The 12,934-nt window shown below is 62.4% G+C and carries 14 protein-coding genes; 5 read left to right on the top strand and 9 right to left on the bottom strand.

Going from position 1 to position 12,934, the window contains the following annotated elements; all coding sequences use genetic code 11:
• The first annotated feature begins 70 nt into the window (after nt 1–70).
• Nucleotides 71–970, top strand: coding sequence for a LysR family transcriptional regulator (locus FFS45_RS02235; RefSeq protein ID WP_137953027.1), 900 nt, complete (start codon nt 71–73; stop codon nt 968–970).
• Nucleotides 971–1,016: 46 nt separating this feature from the next.
• Here FFS45_RS02235 and FFS45_RS02230 read toward each other — a convergent pair whose 3' ends face one another.
• From FFS45_RS02230 to FFS45_RS02205, 6 genes are read right to left on the bottom strand one after another with little or no spacing between them, the layout of a single operon-like run.
• Nucleotides 1,017–2,498: a M81 family metallopeptidase gene (locus tag FFS45_RS02230; protein WP_137953026.1), complete on the bottom strand. Its 1,482-nt coding sequence runs from the start codon at nt 2,496–2,498 to the stop codon at nt 1,017–1,019.
• A gap of 31 nt (nt 2,499–2,529) precedes the next feature.
• Nucleotides 2,530–3,231: an ABC transporter ATP-binding protein gene (locus tag FFS45_RS02225; protein WP_137953025.1), complete on the bottom strand. Its 702-nt coding sequence runs from the start codon at nt 3,229–3,231 to the stop codon at nt 2,530–2,532.
• Nucleotides 3,228–3,995: an ABC transporter ATP-binding protein gene (locus tag FFS45_RS02220; protein ID WP_137953024.1), complete on the bottom strand. Its 768-nt coding sequence runs from the start codon at nt 3,993–3,995 to the stop codon at nt 3,228–3,230. The genes FFS45_RS02225 and FFS45_RS02220 overlap by 4 nt, the downstream gene beginning before the upstream one ends.
• Nucleotides 3,992–5,041 carry a branched-chain amino acid ABC transporter permease gene (locus FFS45_RS02215; protein ID WP_137953023.1) on the bottom strand — a complete coding sequence of 350 codons (1,050 nt, stop codon included), beginning with the start codon at nt 5,039–5,041 and terminating at the stop codon, nt 3,992–3,994. Before FFS45_RS02215 ends, FFS45_RS02220 begins: the two co-directional genes overlap by 4 nt.
• Complete coding sequence (locus FFS45_RS02210; protein WP_137953022.1) at nt 5,038–5,898, bottom strand: branched-chain amino acid ABC transporter permease; 861 nt, start codon at nt 5,896–5,898, stop codon at nt 5,038–5,040. The genes FFS45_RS02215 and FFS45_RS02210 overlap by 4 nt, the downstream gene beginning before the upstream one ends.
• Nucleotides 5,899–5,955: 57 nt before the next feature.
• On the bottom strand, nt 5,956–7,164 hold the full coding sequence (locus FFS45_RS02205; protein WP_137953021.1) for an ABC transporter substrate-binding protein: 1,209 nt from the start codon (nt 7,162–7,164) through the stop codon (nt 5,956–5,958).
• 243 nt (nt 7,165–7,407) lie between these two features.
• Between FFS45_RS02205 and FFS45_RS02200 the strand changes: the two genes are divergently transcribed.
• Together FFS45_RS02200 and FFS45_RS02195 are read left to right on the top strand one after the other, a co-directional pair.
• Complete coding sequence (locus FFS45_RS02200; RefSeq protein WP_137953020.1) at nt 7,408–8,259, top strand: FCD domain-containing protein; 852 nt, start codon at nt 7,408–7,410, stop codon at nt 8,257–8,259.
• A gap of 114 nt (nt 8,260–8,373) precedes the next feature.
• Complete coding sequence (locus tag FFS45_RS02195) at nt 8,374–8,820, top strand: hypothetical protein (protein ID WP_137953019.1); 447 nt, start codon at nt 8,374–8,376, stop codon at nt 8,818–8,820.
• An 11-nt stretch (nt 8,821–8,831) separates the two neighbouring features.
• Here the strand turns inward: FFS45_RS02195 and FFS45_RS02190 are convergent, their stop codons facing one another.
• A complete protein-coding gene (locus FFS45_RS02190) occupies nt 8,832–9,821 on the bottom strand; it encodes a GlxA family transcriptional regulator (RefSeq protein ID WP_212745680.1) in 990 nt (329 codons plus the stop codon).
• Nucleotides 9,822–9,893: 72 nt separating this feature from the next.
• Between FFS45_RS02190 and FFS45_RS02185 the strand changes: the two genes are divergently transcribed.
• Entirely contained in the window at nt 9,894–10,592 is a 699-nt protein-coding gene (locus FFS45_RS02185) for a DJ-1/PfpI family protein (RefSeq protein WP_137953018.1), read from the top strand.
• A gap of 681 nt (nt 10,593–11,273) precedes the next feature.
• The gene (locus FFS45_RS02180; RefSeq protein ID WP_137953017.1) at nt 11,274–11,498 is read left to right on the top strand and encodes a hypothetical protein; all 225 of its coding nucleotides are present in this window, start codon (nt 11,274–11,276) and stop codon (nt 11,496–11,498) included.
• A gap of 361 nt (nt 11,499–11,859) precedes the next feature.
• On the opposite strand, the gene FFS45_RS02175 is transcribed toward FFS45_RS02180, so the two are convergent.
• Entirely contained in the window at nt 11,860–12,381 is a 522-nt protein-coding gene (locus FFS45_RS02175; protein ID WP_137953016.1) for a metal-dependent hydrolase, read from the bottom strand.
• A 198-nt stretch (nt 12,382–12,579) separates the two neighbouring features.
• On the bottom strand, nt 12,580–12,927 hold the full coding sequence (locus FFS45_RS02170) for a sugar ABC transporter ATPase (protein ID WP_137953015.1): 348 nt from the start codon (nt 12,925–12,927) through the stop codon (nt 12,580–12,582).
• Nucleotides 12,928–12,934 lie beyond the last annotated feature (7 nt).

Here is a 12,934-nt window from a genome sequence, read left to right as displayed (position 1 = left end):
AATGGACTGATCCATTGGAGAGATAAAGATCTACAATTGAATACAGTGATCCATCAGTGGAGCAATCGGCATGGAACTGTTGAGCTATATGCGCCTGTTCGTCGAAGTGGCGCGCACCCGCAGCTTCCGCCGCGCGGCGGAGGCACTGGATATGCCGAATTCGACGCTCTCGCGGCATATTGCGGAGTTGGAGAAGACCATTGGCTTGCGGCTGCTGCACCGCTCGACCCGCAAGGTCGAGCTGACCGAGGCGGGCGAGGTGTATTTCAAGCGCTGCCAGAGCATTGTCGAGGAAGCGCGCATGGCGCATGAGTCGCTGCTGGAGGTGGTGGAGCGGCCGAGCGGTACGCTGCGGGTCTCGATGCCCGTCGATCTCGCCACCGGCTATCTGGCGCCAATCCTCGTCGATTTCGCGGAGGCTTATCCGCTGATCGCTTTTGAATTTGACCTGACGCCGCGCCGTGTCGACCTGCAGGCGGAACCGTTCGATCTCGCTATCCGCATCGGGCCGCCGCCCACGGCGCCCTCCATGCTGGTGGCGCGGCAAATCGCGCTGCTGCCAAGATACCTGTACGCCGCGCCCAGTTATCTGAAAGAGGCGCCGCCGCTTTCCCATCCTGACGATCTCAGCCAGCACGTGTTGTGTGTTGTGGGAGGGGCGGTGCGGCAAGGCGATGTCTGGCGAACGCTGTATCGCGGCGAAGAGACGGTCGACGTGATGATCTCTACCCGGTTTGCGATGAACAGTGTTGGGCTGGGCCGCGTGCTGGCGACGCACGGGATGGGCATCGCCGTGCTGGACACTGAGCTCGCGCGAGACGATGTTGCCCTGGGCCGGCTGGTGCGAGTGCTTCCGGAGTGGAGCCTCGAGCCCGTGCAGGTGCATGCGATTACGGAAACCCGCTTGCTGCCGGCGCGCACGAGGTTGTTTATCGAGTTTCTGAAGACGCGCTTTTCGAGTGGCGCGTGAACCGTCTTTGCTGCGCTCTCACAGCGCACTCTCACAGCGCAGGATGTTATTCCCACACGGCCCCGGCATCCAGCGGATAAACCGGCCGCTTCACCCGCTCGAAGTTGAACAGCCCATAGTCGGAACTCGTTACTCCACGGCTATCGCATTCCACCAGCGCTGCGGCAATCGGCACGAACACCGGCCGGCAATACATGCGCGATTTGAGCAGCAGAAAACGCGCGCGCCTTGGATCGATACCGACGCTTTCGAATACGCCCAGATCCCATGGCTCATGCGTGCGCTCCGTGATGACCAGGGTTGCCGGCCCGATATCGAGCACGGCGGCGCGTCCCATGAAGGCGCGCTGCCCGGTATAGGTAGGCCCGCTGATGGTGTATTCGCCATCGGTGAGTGCGCGCACCACGCCCGTCACCATTAGCGGCGCTTGCGCCGTCGCCGCCTTGCCGGTGAGCTTGTTGCCTATGGGAAGCGTCACGGTGGCGCCCACGCCCGCGCTCTGCAACACGGCGACCGCCTCGGGATCGCAAAGCGGCCCGCTTACTACGCCGTCAAGCCCCTGCTTGAGCGTCTCGGCGAGCAGATCCATCGTGTCGCACGTGCCGCCTGACATGCAGTTGTCGCCGTGATCCAGCAGCAGCACCGGTTTGCCGGCGCCGTCGGCAAGCCTCGCAGCCTGTGCGACCGAGTCTGCCAGTGCAGCGCTGCGATAGAAAAATTCGTCTCGGTCGTCCCATATCTGCCGTGCAATGCGTTGTGCGACCCGTTCCGCTGCGCTGCGATCGCCGTTAGCCACTACCACGACGCTGATGCAGGGCGCAGCGATATCCGCGAGCGAGAAACCCGATAACACCGATACCGCCAGCATCCCCTCCGCCTCGGCCGCACGCGCAGCGTCGACCGCGCGCTTCATCGCCCCTTCGGCGGTCGCGCTGCGCAGCGTGTGCGTCAACAGCGGCGGCTGCCGCCACTCGATCACCGGCCGCGCCCGTCGATGGATCAGATCGAACAGCAAACGCGCGGCGTGTGCACCGGTTTCATACATATCCACATGCGGGTAGGTCTTGAAGCTGACGATGACGTCGGCGTTGTCGATCATCTTCTGCGTGACGTTGCCATGCAGATCGAGGGCTACCGCGATGGGCGCATCCGGCAGCGCGGCCCGCATGCGGGCGAGCAGATCGCCTTCGCCGTCGGCCGAGTTTTCCGCGACCATCGCGCCATGCAGATCGAGCAGCACGGCATCGCAACCGGGCGCGGCCGCGACGATCGCGCTGCAGATCGCGTCGTAGGCGACCGCTGCAACCGGCCCGCTCGGGTTGGCGGAGGCCGATACCGGCGTGACGATCTGCGCCTGCTCGCGCTCGGCCGCATCGATAAACGCAGCCATCGCGGTCTGCATGCCTTTGTTCTCGCGCCATGCGGCTTCGCCGTAGCTCGGACCGTCGCGCCCGAAGGCTTCGAGCGGTGTCGCGACAGGCGAGAACGTGTTGGTCTCGTGATTCATTCTTGCGATGAGGACTCTCATCAACGCTTCCTCGCAATAAACGGCGCGGCCTTCAGACGACACCCACGCCCAGATAGCGGTCCTTGATCGATTCGTCGGCGGCAAAGGCCGCGTTATCGCCTTCGTATACGATCAGCCCTTGCTCGATGATGTAGTGCCTGTCCGCGAGTTGCGAACAGACCTCGAGGTTCTGCTCGACCAGCAGGATCGCGACACCCGCCTGCTTGATCAGCTTCAACTGCGCAACGATCTCTTCCACGATCACAGGCGCGAGTCCTTCCACCGGCTCATCGAGCATCAGCAGGCGCGGATGGTTCAGCAACGCGCGGCCAATCGCGAGCATCTGCTGCTCACCCCCGGACAGTTGCGCGCCGCCATTCGTACGCCGCTCCTTCAGGCGCGGAAAGATGCGGTAGATATCGGCGAGTTGCCACGGCGAGTCTTTGCGGGCGCCGAGCCGTAAATTTTCTTCCACTGTCAGCAACCGGAAGATGCCGCGATGCTCAGGCACGAAGCACACGCCGCGCGAGGCAATCCGATGCGGCGCGAGCTTGTGGATCGGTTCGCCCTTAAAGGTCACCGTGCCGCGCTGCGGCGTCACCACTCCCGCAATGCTCTTGAGCGTGGTCGACTTGCCTGCGCCGTTGCGGCCCAGCAGCGTCACGGTCTCGCCTTCGCCGACGCGCAGCGTCACCCCTTGCAGGATATGACTCTTGCCGTAAAAGCCGTGAATCTGCTCGACGTCGAGGATCATGCGCGGCCTCCCGTAATCATGTTGCCGAGGTAAGCGGTTCGCACGCGCTCGTCGCCGCGGATCTCATCGGGGTTGCCTTCCACCAGCACGCGTCCTTGCTGCATCACGGTGATGGTGTCGGAGATATCCATCACGATGCCCATGTTGTGCTCGATCAGCACCACCGTGTAGTCGTCGCGCAGACCGCGAATCAGCTGCTTCATGTTGTCGAGATCGTCGATCCCCATGCCCGAGGTCGGTTCGTCCAGAAAGATCGCCTTGGGGCGCGCGGCGAGCGCCATGCCGACTTCGAGACGTCGCTGCTGGCCGTGCGACAGCGCGCCCGCAGCAGTGCCTGCAAAGCGCTGCAGCGCAAGCCGTTCCAGCACGCCGTCCACCAGCTCGGTATGCGCCAGCGCGCCGTGCGGCGGTGTCCACGCATTCAGCGCGCGCCGGGCATCCACGCCCTGCGCCGCGAGGCGCAGGTTCTCGTGCACGCTCAGATTGGCAAACAGGCTCGTCACCTGGAATGAACGCGCGATGCCGCGACGCACGCGCTTGTGATCGGGCTCATGCGTCACGTCGTGGCCGTCGAACGCGATCTTGCCCGCGGTAATCGGCAAGGTGCCGGTGAGGACGTGAAACAGCGTGGTCTTGCCGGCGCCGTTTGGTCCGATCACCGAATGTACCGTGCCCGGCAAGATACGCAGGTCGACCTCGGAGAGCGCTGTGAATTTGCCATAGCGCTTCACGATGCCGCTTGCCTGAAGTAGGGCTTCGGTCATGCGCGCTCCTCGCTGGAATCTGCCGGGGTCTCGCCGCGTACCGCCTGCCAGACACGCTCGCCGAGACCCCAAAGCCCGCGTTGCATGAAGAGGCTCACGGCGATCAGCACCAGTCCGAGCAGCAGCAACCAGCGCGGCCACAAGGTAGAGAGCCAGTCCGCGAACAGCACATAGAAAGCCGCGCCGAGCACAGAGGCAAACAGATTGCCGGTGCCGCCGATCACCGTCATCACGAGGATCATCTCGCTCGTGTGGTAGTCGATATTCGACAATGGCGCGATGCCGGTCATCAGCGCATGCAGCGCGCCGGCAAGCCCTGTCACGGCGCCCGAGATCACGAACGCCATCAGCTTGAAGCGCTTGACGTCGTAACCGACCGCGGCGGCGCGTACTTCGTTATCGCGAATCGCCAGCAATGTGCGGCCGAAGACCGAGTGCGACACGCGCAGCAGCAGCCAGAACGCCAGCAGAAACAGCACCGCCACGAAGCCGTAGTATTGCCAGGGCGAAGCAAGCGGCACCAGCGGCTTGCCGAACAACGAGAGGGCCGGACGCGGGATGTCGAGCAGGCCGTCGTCGCCGCCCGTGAGGTTAGGCGTCGTGTAGGCGAGAAAATAGAACATCTGCGCGAAGGCGAGCGTCAGCATGACGAAGTAGGTGCCGCGCTGGCGGATCGAGAACCATCCCACGAGGGCGGCCGCTGCGGCGCCGACGACAATCGCCGCCAGCAATGCCAATGACACCGGTGCGCCGTCGAGCCGGGTGAGCACGATGCCGGCGCTATAGCTGCCAAGCCCGAAGAAAATCCCCTGGCCAAACGAAAGCAGTCCGGTAAAGCCCAGCAACAGGTTGCAGCCGAGCGTGGCGAGCGCGTACACCAGCACCTCGGTGGCAAGCGAGCCGGAGCGCAAGGTGAGCGGCAACACGCAGACCACGAGCAGCGCAAGCAACATGAAACGATAACGATGCAACGTCTGCCTGAACGTGCGCTTCGCGTCTGGCTGTGACGCGTCATCCGTCGCGAGCGTTTTCGATGTGTCGTTCATGCAGGTCTCCCGAGCAGTCCGTTCGGGCGCAACAGGAGCACGGCGGCCATTGCCACGTAGATCATGAGGCGTGCGCCTTCCGGCCAGAGCGTGCTCATCACGCTCTGCACGATCCCGACCAGCAGACCGCCGACCAGCGCACCCAGAAAATTGCCGAGACCGCCGACCACCACCACCACGAAGGCGACGCTTAACGCCTCGATGCCCATGAACGGATCGACTCCGCGAATCGGCGCTGCGAGCACACCGGCCAGCGCAGCGGTAGCAGCGCCTAGCGCGAACACCAGGCTGAACACACGCAGCACGTTGATGCCGAGCAAGGAGACCATCTCGGTCGATTCGCTGCCGGCCCGCACAGCGCTGCCCAGGCGCGTGCCTTCCAGCACCCACCACAACAAGGCGGCCAGCACGGCGGTAAAACCGATCACGAACAGACGATATTTCGGATACACGAAGCTGCCCCAGATCACCACACCGTTGAGCGAATCGGGCACCGGTACATTGCTGCCGAGCGGCCCCCAGATCAGGATGGCGCATTCCTGCAACACGAGAGCGAGGCCCACGGTCACAAGAATGTGGAATTCGTGCTGCTGTTCATACACGTGGCGCAGGATCAGCTTTTCCACCACCCACGCGAGCGCGCCAACCACAATGGGCACGATCGCGAGGGCGGTCCAGAAGTTCATCGACCACTGCAGCGCCTGATAACAGAAGTACGCGCCGAGCAGATAGAACGCGCCGTGCGCAAAGTTGACGAAGCGCAGCAGGCCAAACACGATCGACAGGCCCACCGCCAGCAGGAAATACAACATTCCCACTCCGATGCCGTTGACGACCTGAAGGAGATAGACGTTCATGGCGTTCGTCGCTGAAGGTTGCGCTGCGGACAGTGCGCCGGCCTGACGCAAGGCATCTCAGGCCAGCTTGCAGCCGGTTTTGTCGAGCGGCAGGAACGACTGGCCGGAACTGACGATGTCGGCGAAGTCGTCGGCGTTCTTCATCTTGTTCTTCGCCTTGCCCTTGAGCAAATAGTAATTCTTGATGACCTGATGGTCCCCTTTGCGCACTTCTTCCGGTCCCGTCAGGCCGGCGTATTTCATGCCTTCGAGCGCGGCGACCACCTTCTTTGGGTCGGCAGAACCCGCTTTAACGATGCCGTCCAGCAGGATCTTTGTGCAGATATAGGACCCCGCCAGGCTGTAGTTGGGGTTCTCCTTGAACGCCGCATTCGAGCGCGCAACCAGATCGTGATTGAGCGGCGAGTCGATGCCATGCCAGTACTGCGCGCCGAAGTACACCCCTTCACAAAGATCGGCGCCTAGCGACTGGAACTGCTCGAGACCGGAGGCCCACGCGATCAGGATCGTGCAGTTGTTCTTCATGCCGAAACTGACGGCCTGGCGCAGCGTATCCGAGGACTGCGAGCCGAAATTGAGGATCAGCAGCACGTCGGGTTTGGCGGCCACGGCGTTCGTCAGATAGCCGCTGAACTCCTTCTCGTTGAGCGAGTGATAGCTGTTGCCCACGTGCTCGATACCCTTCTCCTGGAACACCGCCTTTGCGGCCGACAGCAAACCGTCGCCGAATACGTATTGCGGCGTGATGGTGTACCAGCGCCTGGCCTTGGGCAGCATCTGGATCAGCGGGCGTACGGTCTGGTCGATCGCGCCGAAGGTCGGCACCGACCAGCGGAACGTTGCGCTGTTGCAGTCCTTGCCGGTGATTTCATCGGCTCCCGCGGTTGTGATGAAGACACCGCCATCCTTCTCGACCTCGTTGCCCATGGCCAACGCTTCGGAGGACAGAATACCGCCCGCGAAATAGCGCACGTTCTTTTGTTGAGCGACTTCCTGGACGCGGCGCACCGCGGTGGCCGGCTTGCCTTCCGTATCGAGCACGGTATAGGAAAGCGGTTCGCCGAGTACCTTGCCGTACTGCTCGATGACGAGCTTCATGCCAAGATCGGCGTATTTGCCGTTGGCAGCAAAAGCGCCTGACATCGGCACGGGGCAAGCGAACTGGAGCGGCGCACCCTGGGCAAACGCAGTGCGCGCGACCAGCGAGCCGAGTGTTCCCGGGACGGCCGACAGTGCGGCCAGCTTCAACATATTTCGGCGATTCAAAATGACGCTCCTTGCTGGGAAGAGACACGTATGCAACCGATTTCGAAACCTGGCTGGCCGCTACGCGGTCTTTTTTGACCGCGCCGACTGGGATCTATTTATCATGATAAATAGAATGATCCCGATGCTAGGTACAATAAATTCGGGTGTCAATAAGGCAAAATTCCCGTCCCGCGACAAGCCGGCTACCGGCCGGCGGCCACCGCGGGTTTGCCCGAAGCTTTCTTATGAGGAGCAAGGAAGATGGTCATGGATCGAGCCAAGGGCGGCGTCGCGATCGAGATCAAGCAGCAGAAGCGCCCCGATCTGGTCGCTGAAGAGATCAAGCGGCTCATCACCGAGAAAGACCTGAAGCCGGGCGACCGTCTGCCGCGCGAGGTGGAATTGCAGGCGTTGTTTTCAGTGAGCAAGAGCACGATTCGCGAGGCGCTGAAGTCGCTGGAGGTGCAGGGCCTCATCAAGGTGACGACGGGGCCGAATGGCGGCGGCATGGTGGTCGAGGTGCCGCTCGCCCGCACGTTGCAGTTGATGCAGAACTATCTGTTCTTCAAGGACGTCACCATCGACGACATCTATACGGTGCGCCAGTTGCTCGAACCGGAGCTTGCAGCGGGCGCGGTGCCGCACCTGACCGAGCAGGATTTCGATGCGCTGGAAGCCAGCATCGCTTGCTGCGACAGGCCGGCTTCGGCGCATGGCAGCGGCGACATTCTCAAGCAGCGTCAGGAGGACGTGAATTTCCACGACATCCTCGCGGCTGCGAATCCGAATCCGTTCCTGCGTTTTAGTTGCGAGTTGATCAACGAGATGATCCGGCAGTTGATCGAGTTTCGCAACGATACGCCACTGTCCGAGCATGAGCGCTTCGGCGAAGCGAACGTCAAGATCCACAAGGCCATCACGAAGGCGGCGCGCGCTCGCGATGTGGAGAAGGTGCGCGAATTGATGGTGATTCATATGACCGAGGCACCGCGTTACGTGAAGCGGATGAAGGGCAAGTTGCGCGGACGATTGATTCTCGACTCGGAAATTCGCAAAAGGCTCCGCACGCGCAGCGCGGCGCCTGTGGAGGATGGTGAAGATATCGAGGAGTGACGAAGGGGTTGCGTGGAGGGGTGCCGCGCGGCACGAATCGTGCTGAGCTTGAGGAAGGGAGGGGCTGCGTTGAATCCACGGCCCCTAAGAGATTCTTCCTGCGGAACCACGCCAATGAAATGTGTCACTCGTCCCATGCTGCGCATTGCGCTGGTCGCAGCCATAGCGGCCGCTTTGTTGCCGGCCATCGCAACGGCCGATGACGCCCCGTCGCCCTGCGCAGCTCTCAAACGGATCGTCGCTGCGGCGCCGGATGGCTTTACTGGCCTGAGCCAGGCAGAGGTGAACGGTGTTGCGCAACCATACGGCGACGACGCGCAATGTACTGCGAGCCACGACAGTTACCAATGCCTGTGGACGCCGCATCACGATTCTGGCTCGAGCGCGGATGCGTTGCAGTCTGTCGCGGCGGATATCGCCTCATGCTTGCCCAATGCAACGCACGACCAGAATTCACCCGCACGCCAGCATTTCTACCTTGGCCCACGCGACCAGCGCACGCAGATCACCGCAACGACAGCCGGGCCGACCAAGCTGAGGCTGGTTGTGAGCGGCAAGTAGCCGCCAGAAATTCAGTCGGATTCCTGAGCAAACAGATACGGCGGGACCTGTGCCTGAGCCGCTCGCCGCAGCGCTTGCGGCGGTTGGCCGAAGGCGCGGATAAAAGCCTGCCGCATCCGCTCCGGATCGCCAAACCCGACCTCACGGGCAATACACTCCAGTTGCGCTTTACTGTCTTCGACTGCGGGGCGCGCCACTTCCGCGCGCAATCGCTCGACGGCTTTCGCCGGGGTCTGTCCAGTTTCCGCCAGAAACGCGCGTGCAAATTGCCGCGGACTTAGTCGTGCGACCTCCGCGAGCCGCTCGACCGGCAACGGCTCCTGCAGATGCTCGCGGGCAAAGCGCAAGACGTTGCGAATGCGGTCGGAAGCCGGCTCGAGATCGAGTAGCGCAGAAAACTGCGTCTGTCCGCCGGGGCGGCGATGATAGACCACCATGTCGCGTGCCACTGTGCGCGAGACTTCGAGTCCGAGGTCCTGGTCGATCAAGGCGAGCGCGAGATCGATGCCGGCGCTCACGCCGGCTGAACTCCACACTGGGCCGTCCGCGATAAAAATCTTGTCCGGGTCGACTAGTAAAGCCGGATAAGCCGCCTGCAGACGCGCGGCGTGCCGCCAGTGCGTCGTGACGCGGCGCCGCTCCAGCAAACCCGCGGCCGCCAGCATGAAGGCGCCGGTGCATACGCTCGTGGTGCGCCGTGCCTGCGCCGCCAGGCTGCGCACCAGCGCCAGGCCCTCCTCCGATGCCGCATAGGCATGCACGCCCTGGCCGCCGGGAATCAGCACGGTGTCGGGCGCGTCCCTGCCTGGCCGCTCGGTGGCGACGCTTACGCCGCTTGAACTCGCCACCGCACCGCCCTGCGCCGACACAAGCTCGATGCGGTACGCGTCGGGAACGATCTGGCGGGCGTAATCGAACGCAGTGAGCGGGCCGCTCATGTCGAGCAACTGGAACTCCGGAAACAGTGGAATGGCGATGACGCGTGTCATGTCTGTATTCATGGGATTAATGTCATTTCAGACGCGAGTCTGCGACGCTAGACTGGGTTCGTCAATCCCACGGAGAACTGCTCGATGACTCAGCCATTTACGGTCGTATTTCCCATTTACCCCGGCGTAACGCATCTGGACTTCACCGGCCCGCAGCAGGTGCTGGCGCGCACGCCGGGCGTGAGCGTTACCGTCGCATCGGTCGGCGGCAGACCGGTGAGCGCGGATGGATTGACGTTTGCGGAGCTGGCGCCTCTCGAAACGATTGAGCGCTGCGACGTAGTTTGCGTGCCAGGCGGAGGCGGCGTCACCGACGCGATACTCGACGACCTCTTCATGCGTCACGTGCGGCGTCTGGCGCTCGAGGCGCGTTACATCACGTCGGTGTGTACCGGCTCGCTGGTCCTGGGTGCGGCGGGCTTGCTCGAAGGCAAGCGGGCGGCGTGCCACTGGGCGTGGCGCGAGATGCTGCCGTTGTTTGGTGCGATTGCCGATGATGGGCGGGTCGTTCGGGACGGCAACGTGATCACGGGCGGCGGGGTGACGGCGGGGATCGATTTCGCGCTGACGCTCGTCGCCGAGTTGACCGACGATCTCACGGCGCAGTCCGTGCAGCTCGCGCTGGAGTACGCGCCGCAGCCGCCCTTCCATGCGGGGCGGCCCGAGACGGCTCCGGCTGAGGTGCTCGAACGGGTGATGGCGCGCAACGCGCAGATGCTGCCGCAGCGTCGTTCGGTGGCGGAGAAGATGGCTGCTGAGTATCGCCGGATGGGGCCGCGCTAGTCACTTGTGTTGGCGGAGTTCCGCCTGGACCAGACCGCTCCGCGGGCAGGCTGGGCGGCGCACCAGAAGCCGCGTCTTCGAAGCAGCGTGCCAGAATCCCATTGCATCAATGGCTTGGCGCGCTTGCCCTAATGTTATCCACAGGCTTGCGAACAATTTCTGTTGATAACCGTCGTGAGCCGGGAGCCTATGAGGTCCGCGAGCGGGCACGAGGCGTCTGAGGCAAGCCCGACAATTCCAGCGCGATCAAATACTTGGGCTAGTAGTCCGCAGGATATCCACAAGCTTGCGAACAAAAAGTGGGGATAAGTTCATCCCGTGTTCGCGCAAGGCCCACAAGCATCTGTTCTCTTTAAATTCACCCGTTTATCTGTTGGAGCGTCGCCTCCGGTTGCCTGCATCATCGGGACTGCACAGTTGCTTTGTGGGGAATATCGGGGGGGAATGTTGGCGCAATCGTTAGTGACGCTGCCTCGGTTAGAGCTGAGCGCCAGTATCTAAACCATTCGTTATACTGAACAATTAGAAGGTATTCGCGCTTTTGTACCCCTGCGTGGCGCCTTGCACGGTGTTCGGTGTGCAGCGTCGTCGATGCGGATCGAGGACATGACGTCTTATTCCAGGATGGAGCCGGAGTGCGGCATGCGATCATTGCCGACCCACTTCTCCCGTGAGTCAGACATGAACGCGAAATCGATGCCGCTTGCCCGACACGAAGGCAGCCTCGCCGTGCACCTCTCCGATCCGCTGCTCGACGCAATCGACGAACTGGGCGAACTGGTACTAGCACAGTACGCGCAGATCAACGTGCAGAAGGCACAGATGAGCGCACAGCAAGCTTGCATGGAAGGAAGCGCGCTACAACTGACCTCGCAGCTCAGATCCCTCAAGCGGGCCTTGCAGTAACACGCGATCACTGGCGGCTTCTCGTACGTTCTGCACGCCGGTCATGATGCCGTCTTGGTTCTAGCTGACCTGCTTGATCCCGAAGACATCGAGATATCTCGCCTTCTCGCCCGATGGATCGCTTGTTCCCTTGTCGTCGCTGCCGCGGTGGGGATCGCGCTGTTCCAGTTGCGACGACATTTAAGGAAACGCCATCTTGGCCGCAAAAATCACGAGGTGTGATTCTCGCGGACGCAGACAAACTTGCCTGCGGGCTCTCGGGTCTGCTCAATGAGCGCAGTGGGAAATGGCGTTATGGATGGAGGCATGGCTCGGCGTCAAGCATGGCAGTAGTGCGGATCACGCTCCGTTGATAACCCGCCTACCCCACCCTCAAATGCCGCAACAACGCAAACCCACGCACGCCATGCAACCACACATGGCCAGCAACAAACCACGCCGCGATCCACGAAGCTCCGACCACGAGCAAATCGCAGTGCCCGCTATTCCACCAGTTAAGCGAGTGCCGCCCGGCAATCCACGGTACGCCAAGTGGATTAGGCCAGTCCGCGAGCAGATGCATCAGCCCGCCGCAAGCGAAGCCAAATGCGAGCGCGGCGAACGGATGATGTTGATGCCCAAGCCACCGGTACGAAAACACCAGAAGCACGATCCATCCAATCCCCCAATGCGTGACCGTGCGATGTGTGATCCATAAGCGCCGCTTGCGTGACCACCACGCCACTTCCATCCAGTCTGGAGCCGTACCGCCTGCCACGGCGGCGATGAAACTCAACAGCACCCACAGATGAAAGGGACCGCCCGCATTGCTGCGCGCGACGATAGCAGCAGCGATAACGCCGGCCGCGAAGCCGGTGGCGTGATGTGCCTTGTTTGATGCCATGAAGAGGAGCGCACGGCGCTGCACGCGCCGCCCGAAGGAATACAAAGGGCGGTTATGTTCGCAGATGCCGGCGCAAAAAAACAGTACAAAAAGACAGCGCCGCGCGTGTCGAAACAGGCGCGGCGCAGAATACTCGATCGTCAGGCAGCACTCGATGCCCGACACTCGAACGAAACGTTCAGAGCGGACGCCCCGCGCTTACGTTGCGCAGCGCGCGATATCGAAGCGCATTTCAGGCTCCGGTGGATCGTCCGGTGCGTTGGCGGGCCGCATCACCTTGATCTCCGAGCCGGCGCTGGTCGGCGTCAGCGTGACGAAGTAAGCGGTGTTCGAATCCGAACCAATGGCGAGTTCGGTCGCGCTGCCCACCGACGACGCCCGTACGCGTGACAGACGGCTTTCAAGGCACTCGGTAATGTCAGAGGTGGTTCGCGCCGAGGTGACGTACACCAGAGGTTGCGAGGCATCGCGCGTGGGGCCGGATGAGCCACAGCCAGCTAACGTAAGAGCAGCGACAGCAGCGGGAGCGAGAAGAAGTTTTTTCATGATCGGA

The organism is Burkholderia sp. 4M9327F10 (genome assembly GCF_005503145.1).
GTDB lineage: Bacteria > Pseudomonadota > Gammaproteobacteria > Burkholderiales > Burkholderiaceae > Paraburkholderia.
This window is presented reverse-complemented; position numbering and strand designations above follow the sequence as displayed.